This window comes from Erwinia sp. 2186, from assembly GCF_057812255.1.
In genome coordinates this window covers 2,486,760-2,506,711 of record NZ_CM173824.1, presented here as the reverse complement: position 1 = coordinate 2,506,711, position 19,952 = coordinate 2,486,760, and the positions used below count along the sequence as shown (strand labels likewise).

Below are 19,952 nucleotides of genomic sequence, written 5' to 3'. Positions count from 1 at the left end.
GTGTTATGAACACAAAAACGCTCGCGATGAAGTTTTCTTTAGCATTGCTTGGACTGATTATTATCTCTCCAAAGCAAACTTTTGCCACGGACGAGAAACAGGGGGAAGTTATAGAAAAAAAGTCCGAACGCTTTACGTTTAATACTGACTTTATGAAACAGTATGATAGTAATGTCGATTTGGATTATTTAACAAAGGAAAAAATAACCCCAGGGATCAACTACGTCGACCTGACGGTTAATGACAGAAAGCTGGGTGGCGAAAAAATAACATTCGACACTGTCGATGGCCAATTGACTCCCTGCATAACCCGAGAATTGCTGGTTGCGTTTAAGATAGACAGTCAATATTACTCTGTTGAAAACATCTTAGACGGTTGTAGAAAGCTGGAATCGTTAATCCCTGGCTCGGTGGTGGTGTTCGAGAAGAGTGAAAGCGCACTGAATATCACCATCCCACAAATCTACCTCAATCGCGCTTCCGATGATTATATCGATCCCGCCCTGTGGGACGACGGTGTCAATGCATTAAAAATGTCTGGCAATGCGAATGTCGCCAGTTATATGGAAAAAGGGAAGAATGCCGTCAACAGTTTATACGTGGGAGCCAGTACAAGCTTCAATCTGGGTTCCTGGCGTTTTAATACAAATGACAATCTCTATTTTACTAATGGGAAATCCAGTTATAACCGTACGCTGGTACATGGTGATGCCTATGCTGAGACCGCGGTCAGAAGCCTGCAGTCGAGATTTTTAGTCGGTGATATCTCGACGTCCGGCGAATTTTTCGAGAGCTTAAGTATCAGGGGCGCTTCTCTTAGCACCTGGGACCCCATGCTGCCCATGTCGATGAGAAACTACCTGCCGTCAGTGCGGGGTATTGCGGACACCAATGCGACGGTCACGTTAGTCCAGAATAATAATGTGATCTATGAAACCAATGTGCCACCTGGCGAGTTTGAGCTTCGGGAATTTTACCCTGCAAGTTATGGCGGGGATATCGTGGTCAACATCAAGGAGTCGGATGGTCGCGTCCAAAGCTTCACCGTACCCTATGCCAATGTCCCTCAGCTTCTCCGCCAGGGGTATCTGCGTTATTCCTCTACTGTCGGGCAGATAAAGCTCTCCGGCGTGTCTGCCTCACCAATGCTGTTTGAGGGCATGCTCCAGTATGGAATAGCCAGTAATACCACGCTCTACAGTGGTGTACAGCAAACAGATTTCGCATACAAAGCGCTTAAAACCGGCGTGGCATTCAACACGCCTGTGGGCGCAATCAGCAGCGATATGACCTGGTCATATACCGATTTCAAAGATGGTAAGAAAGAGCATTGCAGCTGGACTTGCAACGCAGCCATACAATTAAATTACTCCAAATACGTCAATCAAAGTGATACGGCGATCAATCTGTCATTCCGACGGGCGATGAAAGATGATTATTATACATTGTCGGACGCGTTATATGAAAAGGAGTTCGAACGTGTAGAACGATCGCGTGACAGAGTCGACGTGACCCTTTCGCAACAGTTACCTGATTACTGGGGAAGCCTGTATTTAAGTGGGTACATGGGACGAACATGGCATAAAGACGACAGTAATTATAATAAAAGCTACCAGGTTTCATATCGTAATGCCTATCGCAATTTCAACTATTCAATTTCCCTGACGCAATATCATGACAGCAAAGGTTATGATGACCGGCAGATTTACGTCAATTTCTCAGTGCCATTACACCGCTCTGCAACAGACACCGTGAATCTGGTTGCATCAGGGGGGTACAATTCAAACAGCGCCTCCCTGAGAACCGCGGTAACGGGAACCACCGGCGAGGAAAGAGAAAATAACTTTAACGCCTATGTAAACACCCGTGAAAAAGTCATCCAGAACAGCGGGGTGAGTTTCTCCCGAAATACCGATCTGGCTGCAACGACGGCGAGTATAAGTAAAACATCTCATGCGGTTTCTGCCGCAATCGGCTTATCCAGCGGGGTGATCATTCATTCAGGGGGGGTGAATTACTCTCAGGGGATGGGTGACAGTATTGCCATCGTGAATTCTCAAGGTGCTGAAGGTGCAAGGATTTACCCAGATAACCTGGCCAGAATACAAAGCAATGGCTACGGCATTGTCCGTAATCTCATACCCTATCAATATAACGAGTTATACCTCGATCCCGAAGGAAGTTCCTTTGAGCTGGAGACAGAAGACGTCCATAAAAAAATCATTCCTACCCGCGGTGCCATTCTGTTACTTGATATCGAGTCGACAAACGAGCCAATGAAGTTATATCGCATCAGCCACAGTAGTGGACTGAATATACCTTTTGGTACTGCGGTTAAGGACAATGAAGGTCAGGTTGTAGGCCTGGTGGGACAGGGCGGACGCGTCATGTTACCTCAAAATAATCAAACGTCCCGTTACTCAATCGCATGGCAGAAAGACAAATCCGTCCATCACTGCAGTTTAACCATTTCGCCAGTCCCGGAATCAGTAAAGACGCCAGAAGGATTATCACACCAGGATGTGCATTGTTTGTCAGAGGGAAATGAAAATGAAGGCTAAATCGACGATATTACTGTTTTCATCCTGTCTTGCGCTCGTAATTCAGTTTGTTCTTGCAACACCCGCGCATGCCGCAAAGTGCACTATCACTTCAGGAGGAGTGATAAATCTTAACATCGGTGAATCAATCACCTTGAATCCCTCTAAATCAACATCGCCGACGGAAACGGTGCTTTACTCACGCCAGTTTCCTGTTTCAGCCATTTCATACACCTGTGAAAACGGCGCGACGGTTAACTGGCAATCAGCATACTCAAGGTCTTATGCCAAAAGTGTTTATTCAAACATTTATATTACAGAAGTGGCTGGTATCGGCATAAGAATGAAGTGGCCAGCATCCTTTTCAGACGCTTATTATGTTCCCGGTAAGTCATTGAACTGCATAGAAGTCTGCACCATTCCAGCGGACAACGTATTGGTTGAATTGGTGCATATTGGTTCTGTTGCAGAAGGGGAACACATTATTTCTGCAGGAGAAATTGCCAAAGCCTATATCCCCACCGACAGCGGCGAAGTGGCGCTGATGCATGTCAACCTGGGTTCAAATATTGTTATCAAACCGAAGAGCTGTGCGGTCGTCCCCTCATCTACCTTTATTAATCTGGGCACCTATGATTCTGCCTATTTTTCGAAATCTACTAAGCAAGGCGAAGAAGTGAAATGGAACTTTCATGTTAGTTGTCCAACGGCATCATCAATCGGATTAACCTTCAATTCTGATAATTATTTGTTTGGTGCTGAAACCGGTGAAATTGGCGTTATCAGTGGTGACGGATACGCTAAAAATATATCGGTCAAAGTGAAAATAAACGAAAAAAGCACCAGGTATTCATATGTGCAAATGGGAAAAAAATATCTATTCCCAAATGTCGTTGAAAAGAACATTAATATGTCTGCGCACTTATACGTCAAAGACTCAGAAAGAGCCAACATCACGCCAGGTAAAGTCTCGGGCACGTTACTTTACACCATTAGCATTGATTAAATCCCAACACTTAAATTTTAAATGGCTTAAATACCATGTTTACAAAAAAAATAACCTTAATAATTTTATGCGCGATGACCCTGTTCCTTTTCCAGTGTCATTCCTATGCGGCATCCCTCGCCGAACGTGATATCGATCAATTTTTACGTGAACAGAACGTCACTGAAAGCCAGGATGCAATTGAAGACGAGAAGAAAATTCAGTCCGCGCAAGAGGAGAACCGCCAACAGACAGCAAACGATCGGGTGGCAGATAAAAATGCTGGCCCAAAATATCTTATTTCAAAAATAGAAGTCATCAATGATGATCTCTTCGCCACGTCGAAAGAAAGAAATCAGATTATCTCATCATATCAAGGTACGAAGATGGGAAGGGCGGATATTATAAAGCTAATCCGCGAATTAACCAATTTCTATATCGGAAAGGGATATTCAACGTCTCTGGTCAGCCTGGAGAGAACCAATCTCAACAGTGGCATTCTCAAACTCACCGTGCTCTGGGGCAAGATCGATAGCATCACCATAAACGGTAAAAGTGATTATGGCTGGAGGGACCGGCTGCAGCTGTTTGCGGCGATCCCTGCTGCCCAGAACGGCAAACTCAACATACAAGAGCTGGATCAGGGGCTGGAAAATATGTTGAAGGTATCTCCAAAAACCGCCATTAAAGTCAAAGCAACCGAGAAGCCCGGCTATTCCGTTGTCGATTATAGCGATTTGGACGTTCGCTATTTTTCATTTGGCGCCGGGTTAAATAATTCCGGTACAGAGCCTCAAGGCGATCACCAATACTATCTGACGGCAACAGGCAGAAATATTCTTGGCGTAAATGACTCCTTATCCGGCAGGTACTCCTGGTACAACATGAAGGATGATAAAGAGCATCAGTATACGGCTTATGGTTCACTCAACCTGCCGTATCGCTACTGGAATCTCGATTTAAGCTATCTGTATTCGAATTATGAAAACTATGTCGGGGGTACCTATGGTCGTTACCATGGTGAGGGCACCTCACGCCGCTTATCAGCCAAAGTGAGTCGGCTGATTGGGCGCGATGCCAGCGGTAAATTTAGCGCCTGGGCGAAAGTTGAGAAGCGCTACAGCACTAACTTCATTGAAAATTACAAAATAGCGGTCAGTTCAAAAAACTACAGCAACGTTTCTACCGGCATTAACTATGTCGGAAACGTGCTTGACGGTTGGTTCTATGGCGATTTGTCGGTGGTGGCCGGCACCCCGTGGTTTAACGCCAGCTGGACAGACGATCCGGACCTTAAAGGCTATGACATCGATTTTGTGAAATACGTCGGCTATATGACATGGAAGAAAAATATTGCCAGCATCAAACGTATCGGCTTGCAGTATGAAGGCACGACAACATTGCAGTACACCAATGATACCGTGGTCAGCAGCGAGCAGATAACGGTAGGGGATGAATATTCGGTCAGGGGCTTTAAAAATGACTATATCCGCGCGGCATCAGGTGCTGTGCTATCCAATAACATTAATTTCCCTGTTGCTATTAATGCCTACTCTTTTAATACCCTGACGCCTTTTGTTGGTTACGATATTTCTGTGGCGAAAGATAATTGTGACACCAGGTGTAATACTCAAACCCTTTCAGGTGCAGCTGTCGGTATCAAAGCTTCAAACAACCATTTCTCTGCAGCATTAACATCCGCATGGCCAGTCAATATACCTGACGATTTGAAGAGAAATAAAATCGACAGAAACGTTGTTTATTACAATATGAACGTTAATTTTTAATACATATGGAGCGTGTACATCATGAAAAGCAATGCCAAAAAAAAGTCCTACAGAACGGCCAGAAAATTCAAATTAAGCCCGGTATTTATCAGCTTAATGGGGCTTCTCCCTTTATCTCAGAGTTACGCGGGTAACATTGTCGTTGATCCAACGCAAATTAATGGTCCCGGTATTAATGCAACCGCCAACGGTACACCCTTGATCGACATCGCTGATCCTAACAACAAGGGGATTTCACATAACAAATTCACTGAGTTCAATGCCAGTAACCCCGGTGTAGTGTTCAATAACAGCATGACCGATGGGGTGAGTCAGATTGGAGGCTATGCGCTTAAGAACAGTAACCTGAGTAAAGAGTCCTCTGCCATTATTACCGAAGTCACCGGCTCGAAATCGTCCCATCTCCAGGGCACGTTGGAGGTTTTAGGCAGCAAAGCGGATTTAATCATCGCTAATGAAAATGGCATTGTGGTGAATGGCATATCGACCATCAACAGCCAATCTCTCACCTTGTCGACGGGTAAAGCACAGCAGCAAGATGATGGCCATTACCTCCTTTCTGTTGATAAGGGCAACGTGCTGATTGATTCGGCTGGCGTCTCAACCGAGGGGCTGGACTACTTCGATATTGTCAGCCGAAGCGCCACCCTGCAGGGCAGTATATCCGGCCCGGCGGCAATAAAGGTGTTGACCGGTAATAACGACTATGACCCGTCGAGCCGTGAGCATGCTGTTCGCGCAGCGAAGGGCGAAAACACGCCAGCTATCGCCATCTCGGGTTCAAGCGTGGGCTCCATGTACGGCAGCAGGATACAGCTGATCAGTACCGAGAGCGGTGCGGGGGTGAAACATGACGGCAGTATCATCAGTGCCAGCGATATTGAAATCTCAGCCTCGGGCGATATTTCTCTGGCCGCACTGAAATCTGAGCGAGATATTACCGTGACAGGTGAAAATATCTCCACCACGTCTTCGGGCAGCATTGGCGGTTTCAATGCAGAAAGAGACATCTTTATATCCGCACTGAATAAGCTCAATGTCGGTGCGGATATGGTGTCAAATAGCGGGATAATCAGAATCGTCGCTGATTCACTTTTGCAAAAGGCAGCGAAAATTCAGTCTAAAGGCCTGCGTACCGATATCACTTCCATTGATATTAATCTGAGCGGCGATTACACGCTCACTGGCCAAATCCAGGCACTGGACAGCAATAATAACATTATCAGCAATGCGGTTATTACCCTGCAGGATGGCAGTTATGTCGTCACGGTAAAGGGTAATAAGGTCGCTTATTCTACGATTGTCTCCGATGTCGCCCTGAACGCCAAAAACGGAAACGTCAACATCAATGCCAAAGGCGTAAGCAATCAGGGGGGAAGCCTGAGTGCAGACGTCGGGAAGCTGACCTTCAACGTACAGGATGTCATTTCCAGTAACGGCATTATCCAGTCAACCGGCAATCTGGTGCTGGTCTCCAACTCGCTGTTAAACAACGGACTGGCGTACAGTTCGGCTGCGGTCAGTATCAATGTCAACGATTTGACTAACGCGGGCGCGATTAAGGGTAAAAAGCGGGTGTCACTGACCAGCGCTAACTCAGTGAACAATTCTGGTTTGATCGCGAGTGATACTGCTATTGATATCACCGCTACAGACAGTATTAACCAGGGCAAGATTCACGCCGCCGACACCATCAATTTCAACCTTAAAAAATCACTTTCCAACAAGGGGGCCGGTGAAATCATCAGCGACAATGACATTGTGGTGAATACCCTCGATAACACGGTCGTTGCGGTGAAAAATGAGGGCGCCGCCCAGATACAGGCAAACAACCTGTCTCTCAATGGCAGCAGTACGCTGGATAATACCGACCAGGCGCAGATTTTGATCGCCGACCGCTTAAGCATGAGTCGCCTGCAGGCGCTATCGAACGGTGGGCTGATTCAGGCCGCATATATCACCTTAACCGGCAATGAGAAACTGAGTAATGACGGGCAGTTAATCGCGACCGATACGCTCTTGATCGTGTCAAAGTCCGTCATGAACAGCAGTACGTTGCAGGCTGAGAACACGCTCACCCTCACAACGGGCACTCTGGATAATAGCGGAACGGTGCAATCAAAGGGTGGCATGACGGTTAGCGCTGCCAGCCTGACAAACAAGGAGGGTGCTACTATTGCTGCAAGCAACGATCTCAACCTCAACCTTAGCTCAGCGCTGGAAAATGATGCTTCCAACATCATGGCAGGCGGCACGCTGAATATTATCGGGAATGCCAACGAGAAAACGTTAAATATCAGCAATTCTAATGGCGCTGAAATCAGTGCCGCTGCGTTGATTATTGAAAACGTTGCAAACCTGATCAACAGCTCAAGCGTTATCGGCAGTACCGCTAATCTGATAATCAAAAATGTTGAGTCGATCAAAAACAGTCTCGATGAAGCCAAGATTCAGGGCAGGGACGTTGTCATTTCAGATGTGAGCAACATCACTAATGCAGGATTGATTTTTGCAAATGACAAGCTGGCGTTAAATAACATTAAAAGCCTGGATAACACGTCAAAAATTTCCGCAGAAGATACCATATCTACTGACTCCATTAATACGATTAATAACTCCGGAACGGTTTCCAGTGGCAGCAGCGTAACGATTTCGAACAGCGGTGAGTTAATCAACAGCGGTGAAATCACGTCCGGAAATGTTAAGATTGATAACATCAACACCCTCGATAATACATACTCTATCGCCGCTGAGTCGGAGCTTGAATTTAAACAGGTCAACAAATTAACCAACAGTGGCTTACTCTATTCCGCTAAAAATATCACTCTCCAGGATCTCATTGATCTAATCAATTCAAGTGACAGCAAATCGGGTAGTGAAGCACAAATAATTGCCGATGCAGGCATGGTGATAAAAAACATCACTAACCTGATCAATGCCGGTTACACAGCCGTTATTAATAGCTTTGGCCTGCTTAACATTGTTGATGTGGCAAATATTGCTAACAGCAAACGCGCGATCATCAGCGGTGATATGGGACTGATATTAGATAAAATTGGCACCATCCTCAATAGCGCTGCTGCCAGCGTGATCAGCCAGAATGGTTCAGTCACCGTCAATGCGAAAAGTGTAGAAAACACCGGCAGCTATTATGAAGATATCTACAATGACGAAGGCAAGCTGGTAGACCAGATAGATGAGACGTCTATTTTCTATGCTATGGATGACTTAACGGTAACTGCCGACAAAATTATTAACAGTGATGAAGCGTATCTGTTCAGTGAAAATGGCAGTATTGATGTAACCACCGGTCGGTTAATTAACGATAATGCGGTGATTTCAGCCGCCAATGCCCTTAATGTTCACGTGGACAAAGGCACGGTGACGAACTCAGCGGGGACCATGACTGCTGATAAGATCGCGATTACCGCAGATTTGTTAGAGAACAAAGATGATGGTTCACTCTATGCCAAAACCCTCAATCATTTTATTGTTAACAGATTGGACCATAGTGATGGGCGAATTTCTTCGTCGAAAGACATCATTATAGATATTAAAGATGACTTCGCTTTCGGCAACAGAAGCATCCTCGCAAATGACAATATCACTATAAACTCTGCGGGAAATATCACCAATGATAAAAATGAAGAGAATTATGCCAGCTTCATTCTTCATGCTAAAAAAGACTTTATCAATTACAGTGGCGGTTCGTTAGTAACCGCAAAGAATCTGATTATCACAGCAAAAAACTTTATTAATGAGAGCAACACGCTGCTTTGGTCTCTTGGCGATCTCGCAGTTAATGTCGGCGCTGGCGATTTTACAAATCACTCCGAAGGCAATATTTACAGCAATAAATCGATGTCATTGATAGCCCTGAACCTGTTCAATTATGCTGGTCACATTCAATCTGGTGGCGATTTGTTAATTGATGCTAACGAGTTGATAAATAGAAGCTCCTATAATGAGGTTAAGTGGTCGTTAGGGCAAAGTAATGAACTTTCTGGTATGCATCAATACAAAACCTCAAAGATTTATGTCAACGAAGACTATGTCTTTATGACGTTACCCACCTGGCAATCAGATATCTACATCGACCAGAAAGCGGCAATCAAGTCCGGGAGAGATTTGAAAATAAACAGTCGCGGGGTTTTCAGTAATCCAAAAGTGACCAATACCGGCGGTTTACTTGCAGCCTCGCAGGATGTTTTTATTAACGGCGATCTTTATAATGAACCAGAATATGCGTCCATGTCGCTATTTGAATATATGAACACGCCGTTCAACGTTATATTACAACATGACTATTACAAAGCGATTTCGACTAAACACCAGAAAGTGCAATTCTCTACATTGTACGCCATGCTGGACTATGTTTTCGGAGAAGGTAAATCACCTTCAACGCTGGATGTTTCAAAGGGTTTTCACTCCAGCCTTATCAATGTCTCTAAATCAAGCAACCCGTTTGAAGAAGTCATGACCCGCCTGTTTGGCGAAACCTGGAGGAATAAATCCTGGGATGAGATGCAAACCTTGTGGTCTTCTGCCATCTCTTCACAGGACCAACTGATCAAACAGCAGATGGTGTATTTCTTACCGATGGATCAGGGCGCGATTACAGCGGGCAGGAACTTCACCCATACCGGCGGTTCATTCAATAATGGCATAAGTGACGATATCGTCAAAACCAATACCGTTGTAGATGTTGAGGTGGGTGATAAAACAGTTCAAGCACTTGAATCCAATGCTCAAATCCTCGTGAATCAGAAGGTGTTGGCTGAGATTTTCATGGGTATCAGTACCTTACCGACGGTTGGCGAGCTTAACCGTATTCCGGGCATGTTTACGCATTCGACCGCGTTTAAAAAATATATTTCCACGGGCAGTGTCACCGGGACAGTGGATGCCACCACTGCCGTGGGAGACCACACCCTGACGATCATCCCTTTGTATGAAACAACCCTGACGATGATTGATAAGAGTTCGCTTTACGGCTCTGATTACTTCTTCAAACAGATTAACTATACCTCCGATAAGCCGGTAACCGTGGTCGGCGATAGTTACTATCTCACCGAATTGATCAATCGCCAGATTGAAACGACATTGGGTTCATTCTTCAGTTACCGCAACAGCCTTGCCGGGACAGAACTGGTTAAACATCTGATGGATAATGCTGCACTGGTTGCCGACGATATGGGATTAGAAGTTGGTGTGGCGTTGACTGAAGATCAGCGTAAGAATATTGATGAAGATATTATTTGGTATGTCGAGCAGCAGGTTGACGACTATATGGTACTGGTACCGACCATCTATTTATCTAAAACCACGCAGAAGCAGCTCAACGAAGGCGTTCCAAGTTCCGTGGTGCATGCAAACCAGGACATCAATATCGATGCCAGCTCAATAACCAGCGTTAACGGGCTTATTTCCGCAGGAAAGGATGCAAATCTATCCTCTGAAGGCGATATTTCCATTGCCTCTAGTGATGTGGCAGGCGGCATTGCAGCGGGTGGTAACCTGGCTATTACCTCTGAGGAAGGGGACATCAACGTTAGCGGTTCCTACCTGCGCAGTGGTGAGGATATGAGTATCACGGCTGAAAAGGGCGATACGACCTTTACCGCCAGTATTGGCACCCAATATGATGGTAATAAAAAGCTTCACACCATTGATGACAGTATTCAGGCAGGTGGCAATCTGAAAGTCACCGGTGAAAATGTCATCCTCAATGCGATTGATGTTGCTGCAGGTGGCGATGCGGAAATTACTGCAACAGACGGTGATGTTGAGTTTAATGCGCTTAGCGAGATTGTCTCCGAGCGGAGCATCGAGTACAGCAATGACGGATTGTTTTCGGATACCACTGTCGATAAACAGAGTATTACCGCCACTGCCGTTACCAGTAGCGTATCGTCCGGTGGAGACCTCAAGGTGAAAGCCGCAAATGATATCAATATCGAGGGGGCGTCGTTCTCCGCCGAGAATGGCAGTTTTGGTGCAGGAAATGATGTCAATATCTCCACTGCGCAAGATGTTACTTGGGAAAAAGAAACCACCACTAAAAATGAGCTCGTGTTTGGTGCAAGCGCTTCAGGCGGCGGATCTTCCGCTGATATGGAGGCTTCAAGCGTGGATGGTTTAGAAACGGGTACGTCCAATGGATATGATAGCGTGAACCAGTATGGTGGCGAGACCACCGGTCGTGGCAAAAGTAATGGCGCAGCAGGAGTGACACCGACCGCCGGTTTCAAAGCGGGTATGCAAAGCACCACCACAACCACAGAAAAGTCTTCGGTGAAAAACGCCAATGCGCAATTCGATTTTTCAAATTCCGGTACGTTTTCTGCTGAAGAAACTGTCGATATCGGCGGCGGTGATTTCGCCATGGAGGAAATGAATGTTGAGGCAAATAATATTGCGTCAACCAAATATCTGGATGAATCCAAGACCACCACTGAAACAAAACAGACTTTCACCGGCATTAACGCTGAAGGGCATAGTGTCGTTGCGGATGTTACCAACAAATATGCTGCATTAGCTCAAGAGGGGAACGATGTCAATATCGGTGAAACAACGGCTTCTGCCGTTGGTGACGCGACAAACCTGATATTTAATGACCTGGCGGGAGGATCGGTCAGTTTTGGCTATCAGACGACGACCTCTGGAGAAAAAACCTATAACGCGCAGGAAAACATTAACAACATTAATGTGGGCAGTTTGAATCTTAAATCTAATAATAACACCGTGCTGAGTGGTGTGGATATTAATGCAGAAAATGTCACCGTTGAGGCGGGAGGCGATTTTACCATGGAATCTGCGAAAACCTATTCGCAGTCCGATACCTATTCCAGCACCAAAAGCGGCGGTCTCAGTGTTGGTGCTTCAGCGGGGGCGACCGGCGCAGGTGTCGGTGCCAGTCTTGATTATGCTCAATATGACGAGAAGTCCTCAGCATCATCTACTACACACACGAATTCCCAGATGAATGCCGGCAACGTCAACATTACCACCGGCGGGAATATGACGCTTGAAGGGGCGAACATCGTTGCCGAAAAGGTGGATGTGGATGTGGCAGGGGATCTGAACATCACCAGCGCCCAGGATACGGTTAACTCCACGGCGTCCAGCAGCCAGGCAAGCGCATCAGCAGGTGCGGCGGTTTCAACCTCGGGAATTATTCCCACGGCAAGTGCGGGATATGGTCAGGGAAGCGAATATTACAATTCAGCGACTGTTACTAAGCAAAGTGGTATCACCAGCAGTGGAGAGATGGATATTAAGGTTGGCAAGGATCTCAACCTGACCGGCGGGCATATTCTTTCCGACTCTGAAAACAGTCGCGTTGACGTAGAGGGTGACATCAATGCAGTCACGCTAGTCGATTCAATCGAACAGGATGGATTGTATGCGGGCGGAAGTGGCGGAGTTGATAAAAAAGGCAATCTGACAGGCAGTGCATATGTCACCACGGTTGATGAAGTTCACTATAAGGAAGATCAAAAATCCACACTCTCTGTGGGCAACCATACAGCGGGAGGTAGCGTCAACGGCACACTGAATCAAGACAGCAGTAATATGAGCGAAGTCACAGAAGATATCTTTACGGCAGGGAGCGATATTTCGGCCACACTGGGTGGAAACGCAAGAGGTAAGGGTAAAACTAAGTCCAGGACTGAGAACGGCAATAATACCGCGTCTGCAACGCCGGATACTGGCAGTCAATCTGGTAGCAACTCCTCACCTTCACATCCTGTACACGACTCGCCGTCAAATGTCCCAGATACCGGACATGCCTCGGCGAAGGATCCTTCCACGGGCCATTCGACTGAGAAAACGCCAGGTAATAGCACGGATAAATCCACAGCGAAGCCTGACCAGGCACATGAGACGCCAATAAAGGTACCGGATGTTGGCCATTCCTCAGCGAAGGAGCCTTCAACAGGAAACTCAACTGAAAAATCGCCATCAAATACCGATACGGCCCATGAATCTCCGACAACTGTCCCGGATACTGGCCTTTCATCCGCAACGGATCCCTCATTGGGTGATGCAACCGTGCAATCAAAACCTAAGCGTAAAGTTTGGGCATTGAGTCCGCAGGGCAACCTGAAGGGCGGCAGCAATGTCGGAACCATTAAAAATGGCCCAAAACTGGATTCCATCATGGAGAAATGGAAAAAAGAGTATGAAAAACGCAATGAAGATTAAGGTGATGGAGTAGATAACTCCCTCGCTAGCGTCCCGTCGCGCCCGATATTGCTAATCGGGCGCGGCACGATTTTTGCGACGTTGACTACGACAACAACGGGCCAGAAATCCACCCTAAACCTGACATCAGCAAGTGACTTAATTACGATACGGTCACGCGTTGTCAATCAGAACGCATTACGCTAAGCTGGCAAAATGACGAAACAAATAAATGAACTTCCCCCGCGGGGGCCGTCGGATCACAGTGTCCGCGATCAGGTTGTCGAAGCTGCCACCGAGCATTTTGGACATTACGGCTATGAGAAAACCACCGTGTCGGAACTGGCGAAAGCCATTGGTTTTTCTAAGTCTTACATCTACAAATTTTTCGATTCCAAGCAGGCCATCGGCGAGGTGATTTGCAGCAACCGACTGGCGATGATTATGGTGATCGTCAATGCAGCCATTGCCGATGCACCGTCTGCCTCTGAAAAAATACGGCGTTTATTCAGTGCCATAACTGAAGCAGGCAGCGATCTGTTTTTTCACGACCGCAAGCTTTATGACATTGCTGCCGTCGCGTCGCGTGATAGCTGGCCCTCAGCAGAAGCGTATAAAGGTCGGGTGCGCCAGCTGATCGAACAGATCATTGTCGAAGGGCGTCAGGCCGGGGAGTTTGAAGGTAAAACGCCGCTGGATGAGGCAACCCAGGCAATATATCTGGTCATGCTGCCTTACATCAGTCCAGTACAACTGCAATTCAATTTGGAAACCGCGCCGGCTGCGGCAACACTCCTGTCTTCGTTGATACTGAGAAGTCTGTCACCGGACTGGTGACTATTGACAATATTGGTCACTAGTCTGAGAATGCGGTTACTCTCCTGTTAAAGTGTAAGGGAACCGATGCTCAGGCTACATCCTGCCCGTTTTGCTGTTTACCTGTTGCCGCTTGCCCTGGTGGCCTGCGGTGACGCTTCCGTTGCTGACGATCCCCGGACTCAGCCCCCTCTGATAAGAACGGCAACCGTCGTCAGTGCGGTCGATGCCTCACGCGCCTTCACCGGCGTTGTGGTTGCTCGTGTGCAAAGCGACCTCGGCTTTCGCGTTGAAGGGAAGATCCTCGAACGCCTGGTTGATACTGGCCAGAACGTTAAACGCGGTCAGCCATTGATGCGTCTGGATCCGGTTGATTTACGCCTGCAGGCACAGGCTCAGCAACAGACCGTTGCTGCCGCACGGGCGCGGGCAAAACAAGCGACTGATGACGAGGGGCGCTATCGTGGCCTGGTGAAAACGGGCGCAGTATCAGCCTCGGCCTACGATGGCATCAAAGCGGCGGCAGAGTCGGCCAAAGCTGAACTCAGTGCGGCTCAGGCACAGGCGAATGTGGCACAAAACGCCACCGGCTATGCCGTACTGCTGGCCGATGCTGACGGCGTGGTGATGGAAACATTGGCTGAACCCGGTCAGGTCGTCAGCGCCGGGCAGCCGGTTGTCCGTCTGGCCAGAGCAGGGCAGCGGGAGGCGGTGGTGCAACTGCCCGAGACGCTACGACCGGCTCCCGGCAGCGAGGCCGCCGCAACGCTGTACGGTGCCGGCCAACAGGCCGTTCCTGCCAAACTGCGGCTCCTTTCCGATGCGGCCGATCCGGTCACCCGTACCTTCGAAGCGCGATATGTGCTTGGGGGGACGCTGGCGGCAGCCCCGCTGGGATCCACCGTCACGCTGCATATCAGCGACTCTCCGTTACCGCAGCAGATGATGCAGGTCCCTTTGGCCGCACTCTATGATTCAGGGAAAGGGCCGGGTGTCTGGACGATTTCGGGCTCGCCAGCAAAAGTGTCATGGCGGCCGGTTTCGGTAGTGGGATTGGGTGACGATGCGGCAAGCGTGACCGGTTCGCTTAAGCCGGGAGAGCAGGTGGTCGCGCTGGGCGCACATCTGTTGCATGAGGGTGAAGCCGTGCGCATCGCGCAGAACGACGCCAGCACTGCCGGGAGCCGGCCATGAGCGAAGGGCGATTCAATCTGTCAGCGCTAGCCGTTCGCGAGCGCTCAATCACACTGTTTCTGATTATATTGATTACCGTGGCCGGCATTCTGTCGTTCTTTGAACTGGGGCGCGCTGAGGATCCGCCTTTTACCGTCAAGCAGATGACGATTATTACGGCCTGGCCAGGTGCCACGGCACAGGAAATGCAGGACCAGGTGGCCGAACCGCTTGAAAAGCGGTTGCAGGAACTGAAGTGGTACGACCGCAGTGAAACCTACACGCGCCCCGGTCTGGCTTTTACCCTGCTGTCACTGCAGGACAGCACGCCGCCTTCACAGGTGCAGGAAGAATTTTATCAGGCCCGTAAGAAGCTGGGTGATGAGGCCGGTAACCTGCCGGCTGGCGTTACCGGGCCGATGATCAATGATGAATTCTCCGACGTGACCTTTGCGCTTTTTGCCTTAAAGGCAAAAGGCGAACCGCAGCGACTGCTGGCCCGTGATGCGGAATCGCTGCGCCAGCAGCTTCTGCATGTGCCGGGCGTAAAAAAGGTCAATATCATCGGCGAACAGGCCGAACGTATCTTTGTTTCCTTCTCCCATGACCGACTGGCCACGCTGGGCATTGCCCCTGAAGATATTTTCTCCGCCCTCAACAGTCAGAATCTGCTCACGCCTGCCGGGTCGATTGATACCCAGGGACCGCAGGTCTTTATCCGCCTCGATGGCGCATTCGACAAGCTGGACAAAATCCGTGAAACGCCGATCATCGCCGGAGGCCGGACCCTGCAACTTTCTGACGTGGCAACCGTTGCGCGTGGTTATCAGGATCCTGCCACCTTCCTGATCCGCAATCAGAGCGAGCCGGCGCTGTTGCTGGGCATCGTTATGCGGGATGGCTGGAACGGCCTGGATCTGGGTAAAGCGCTGGATGCGGAGACGGCAAAAATTAACCACGGCATGCCGCTGGGAATGAGCCTGACCAAGGTCACCGATCAGTCCGTCAACATCAGTTCTGCCGTTGACGAGTTTATGATCAAGTTTTTCGTCGCGCTGCTTGTGGTGATGGTGGTGTGCTTTGTCAGTATGGGATGGCGCGTGGGGGTAGTGGTGGCCGCCGCGGTGCCGCTGACCCTGGCCATCGTCTTTGTGGTGATGGAGGCATCCGGGAAAAACTTCGACCGCATTACGCTGGGTTCGCTGATTCTGGCGCTGGGTCTGCTGGTCGATGATGCCATTATCGCCATCGAAATGATGGTGGTGAAAATGGAGGAGGGCTACGACCGAATTAAAGCTTCCGCCTATGCCTGGTCTCACACGGCTGCACCAATGCTGGCGGGCACGCTGGTCACCGCCGTCGGTTTTATGCCCAACGGGTTTGCCCAGTCCACCGCCGGTGAATACACCAGCAATATGTTCTGGATCGTCGGGATTGCGCTGATCGCCTCCTGGGTGGTGGCGGTGGTATTTACGCCCTATCTGGGTGTTAAAATGCTGCCGGACATCAAAAAGGTGGAAGGGGGACATGCGGCCATTTACAACACCCGCCATTACAACCGCTTTCGCCGCTTACTGACCCGCGTCATTGCACGAAAGTGGATGGTGGCCGGCAGCGTCATTGCCCTCTTCGCTGTGGCGATAGTCGGCATGGGCGCGGTGAATAAACAATTTTTCCCGACCTCCGATCGCCCGGAAGTGCTGGTAGAAGTGCAGATGCCTTATGGCACCTCGATTGAGCAGACCAGCGCCACAACCGCGAAAATCGAAAGCTGGCTTAGAAAGCAAAGAGAGGCACAAATCACCACGTCTTACATCGGACAGGGGCCGCCGCGTTTTTATCTGGCCATGGCGCCAGAACTACCGGATCCGTCATTTGCCAAGATTGTGGTGCTGACCGACAGTCAGGAAGCGCGTGAAAAGCTTAAGTTTCGGCTTCGTGACGCCGTAGCAGCGGGGTTGGCGCCCGAAGCGCGCGTGCGGGTGACGCAGCTGGTGTTTGGTCCGTATTCCCCGTATCCGGTCGCCTATCGTGTGATGGGACCGGATCCCGACACCGTGCGCACCATCGCGGGCAAGGTTGAAGCCGTGATGCAGGCCAGCCCGATGATGAGGACCGTCAATACTGACTGGGGCCCACGCGTGCCGACGCTGCATTTTTCACTTAATCAGCATCGCCTGCAGGCGGTGGGACTGACCTCCAATGCGGTGGCGCAACAGCTTCAGTTCCTGCTGTCAGGCGTTCCGCTGACCTCCGTGCGTGAAGACATTCGTTCGGTGCAGGTTATGGCACGCGCGGCAGGCGATATCCGGCTCGATCCGGCAAAAATTGCCGGTTTCACCCTTGTGGGTTCCGCCGGCCAGCGCATTCCGCTTTCTCAAATTGGGACGGTTGACGTGCGGATGGAAGATCCGCTTCTGCGTCGTCGCGATCGCACCCCGACGATTACCGTGCGCGGCGATATTGCCGAGCACCTGCAGCCGCCGGATGTCTCCACGGCAATCATGACCGCTTTGCAGCCGATCATCGCCCAGCTTCCGGCCGGATACCGCATCGAACAGGCGGGATCGATCGAAGAATCCGGCAAAGCCACCCAAGCGATGGCGCCGCTGTTCCCGATCATGATAGCCATGACGCTGTTGATTATTATCCTGCAAGTTCGCTCGATGTCGGCGATGGTGATGGTTTTCCTCACCGCGCCACTGGGGTTGGTGGGGGTCGTGCCCACGCTGCTGCTCTTCAACCAGCCGTTTGGTATCAATGCGCTGGTCGGCCTCATCGCGCTGTCGGGGATTTTGATGCGTAACACGCTGATCCTGATAGGGCAGATCGATCACAACCAACGTGAAGGACTTGCGCCATTTGATGCGGTGGTGGAAGCGACGGTACAACGCGCCCGGCCGGTATTGCTGACCGCGATGGCCGCGATTCTGGCCTTTATTCCCCTGACACACTCCGTATTCTGGGGAACCCTGGCTTATACCCTGATTGGCGGGACATTCGGCGGCACCATCATCACGCTGGTGTTCTTGCCGGCCATGTACGCAATCTGGTTCAAAATTCGCCCCCGCACATCAACGCCTGACGATAAAGAGGTAGTCCTCCATGAACAGTCATAACAACACGCGCATCGTCGTGACCGGCTGCGGCCTGGTCAGCCCTCTGGGATGCGGCACGGAGAAAGTCTGGCAAAGGCTGCTGGAAGGGCGCTCGGGGATTACCCGCCTGTCGCCTGAAATCAGTGAAGGAACCGGCGTTACCGTCGCAGGCCAGGTTCCTTCTCTGTCAGAAGACCCTGAGGCAGGCTACGATCCGGATCGGTTTATCGCCGCCAAAGAACGCAAGAAAATGGACCGTTTCATCGAATTTGCCCTCGTTGCGGCCGAAGAAGCGCTGACGCAGGCCGGCTGGCATCCTGAGGATGACCATCAGCAGCAACGAACCGCCACCATTATCGCCTCCGGCGTGGGCGGGTTTGGTGCCATCGCGGATGCGGTGAGGACGACAGATACCCGAGGTCCGCGCAGGCTATCACCGTTCACTGCGCCCTCATTCCTTGCCAATATGGCGGCTGGCCATGTCTCGATCCGCTATGGTTTCCGGGGACCGCTCGGCGCACCGATCACCGCCTGTGCTGCAGGCGTTCAGGCGATTGGCGATGCGGCCCGGCTAATTCGATGTGGTGAAGCGGATATTGCCCTTTGCGGCGGCACCGAGGCAGCCATCGATCGCGTCACATTGGGCTGTTTTGCCGCTGCGCGCGCGCTCTCAACCGGATTTGCAGATGCACCGGAACAGGCATCACGGCCCTTTGACTGCGATCGCAATGGTTTTGTGATGGCAGAGGGCGCCGGACTTTTGGTGATCGAATCGCTTGAGCATGCGCTGGCGCGCGGCGCGACCCCGCTTGCCGAACTGGTAGGGTATGGCACCAGTGCCGATGCCTGGCATCTGACGGCAGGACCGGAAGACGGCAGCGGTGCCCGGCGGGCAATGGAACTGGCGTTAGGTCAGGCGGGGGTTAAGGCTGACGACATTCAGCATATCAATGCCCATGCCACCTCAACCCCGGTGGGTGATCGGGGCGAACTGGCGGCCATTAAGTCGGTGTTTGGCACAGAATCTGATGTGGCCATCAGCTCGACAAAGTCTGCGACCGGCCATTTGCTGGGCGCAGCGGGCGGGATTGAAGCCATCTTTACCCTGCTGGCACTGCGTGACCAGGTGATTCCACCGACGCTGAATTTGCATCATCCTGATGAGGCCGGAAAAGGACTGAATTTTGTGGCATTAAAAGCCTGTCCAACGGCCATCACCTATGCATTATCAAACGGCTTCGGTTTCGGCGGCGTCAATGCCAGCGTTCTCTTTCGCCGCTGGGAAGACGTCAGTTAATCACTCTGATCCACTGAACTAACCGCGAGTTATTGCGATCGTTTAGCGACGATCGCAATAACACACTCG

Annotated in this window: 8 protein-coding genes; all 8 read left to right on the top strand. The window is 50.1% G+C overall.

Annotation, left to right across the window (positions count from 1 at the left end):
* Positions 1-5 precede the first annotated feature (5 nt).
* The 8 genes from ACXKZG_RS11570 to fabF all read left to right on the top strand — a co-directional run bounded on the left by ACXKZG_RS11570 (position 6) and on the right by fabF (position 19,883).
* Positions 6-2,561, top strand: a complete 2,556-nt coding sequence (locus ACXKZG_RS11570) for a fimbria/pilus outer membrane usher protein (RefSeq protein WP_488874871.1) — start codon at positions 6-8, stop codon at positions 2,559-2,561.
* On the top strand, positions 2,551-3,546 hold the full coding sequence (locus tag ACXKZG_RS11565; protein WP_488874870.1) for a fimbrial protein: 996 nt from the start codon (positions 2,551-2,553) through the stop codon (positions 3,544-3,546). The genes ACXKZG_RS11570 and ACXKZG_RS11565 overlap by 11 nt, the downstream gene beginning before the upstream one ends.
* A gap of 35 nt (positions 3,547-3,581) precedes the next feature.
* Entirely contained in the window at positions 3,582-5,312 is a 1,731-nt protein-coding gene (locus tag ACXKZG_RS11560; protein ID WP_488874869.1) for a ShlB/FhaC/HecB family hemolysin secretion/activation protein, read from the top strand.
* Positions 5,313-5,333: 21 nt separating this feature from the next.
* Positions 5,334-13,520 carry a two-partner secretion domain-containing protein gene (locus tag ACXKZG_RS11555; RefSeq protein ID WP_488874868.1) on the top strand — a complete coding sequence of 2,729 codons (8,187 nt, stop codon included), beginning with the start codon at positions 5,334-5,336 and terminating at the stop codon, positions 13,518-13,520.
* 195 nt (positions 13,521-13,715) lie between these two features.
* The gene (locus ACXKZG_RS11550; protein WP_488874867.1) at positions 13,716-14,336 is read left to right on the top strand and encodes a TetR/AcrR family transcriptional regulator; all 621 of its coding nucleotides are present in this window, start codon (positions 13,716-13,718) and stop codon (positions 14,334-14,336) included.
* A 66-nt stretch (positions 14,337-14,402) separates the two neighbouring features.
* Positions 14,403-15,509, top strand: coding sequence for an efflux RND transporter periplasmic adaptor subunit (locus ACXKZG_RS11545; RefSeq protein WP_346567680.1), 1,107 nt, complete (start codon positions 14,403-14,405; stop codon positions 15,507-15,509).
* On the top strand, positions 15,506-18,607 hold the full coding sequence (locus ACXKZG_RS11540) for an efflux RND transporter permease subunit (protein ID WP_488874866.1): 3,102 nt from the start codon (positions 15,506-15,508) through the stop codon (positions 18,605-18,607). The genes ACXKZG_RS11545 and ACXKZG_RS11540 overlap by 4 nt, the downstream gene beginning before the upstream one ends.
* A complete protein-coding gene (fabF, locus tag ACXKZG_RS11535) occupies positions 18,594-19,883 on the top strand; it encodes a beta-ketoacyl-ACP synthase II (RefSeq protein WP_471720188.1) in 1,290 nt (429 codons plus the stop codon). The genes ACXKZG_RS11540 and fabF overlap by 14 nt, the downstream gene beginning before the upstream one ends.
* The last annotated feature ends 69 nt before the right edge of the window (positions 19,884-19,952 follow it).

Bases quoted from the DNA above. Each gene is read 5' to 3' on its own strand.
- ACXKZG_RS11570 (WP_488874871.1), top strand. From the start codon at position 6: ATGAACACAAAAACGCTCGCGATGAAGTTTTCTTTAGCATTGCTTGGA.
- ACXKZG_RS11565 (WP_488874870.1), top strand. From the start codon at position 2,551: ATGAAGGCTAAATCGACGATATTACTGTTTTCATCCTGTCTTGCGCTC.
- ACXKZG_RS11560 (WP_488874869.1), top strand. From the start codon at position 3,582: ATGTTTACAAAAAAAATAACCTTAATAATTTTATGCGCGATGACCCTG.
- ACXKZG_RS11555 (WP_488874868.1), top strand. From the start codon at position 5,334: ATGAAAAGCAATGCCAAAAAAAAGTCCTACAGAACGGCCAGAAAATTC.
- ACXKZG_RS11550 (WP_488874867.1), top strand. From the start codon at position 13,716: ATGACGAAACAAATAAATGAACTTCCCCCGCGGGGGCCGTCGGATCAC.
- ACXKZG_RS11545 (WP_346567680.1), top strand. From the start codon at position 14,403: ATGCTCAGGCTACATCCTGCCCGTTTTGCTGTTTACCTGTTGCCGCTT.
- ACXKZG_RS11540 (WP_488874866.1), top strand. From the start codon at position 15,506: ATGAGCGAAGGGCGATTCAATCTGTCAGCGCTAGCCGTTCGCGAGCGC.
- fabF (WP_471720188.1), top strand. From the start codon at position 18,594: ATGAACAGTCATAACAACACGCGCATCGTCGTGACCGGCTGCGGCCTG.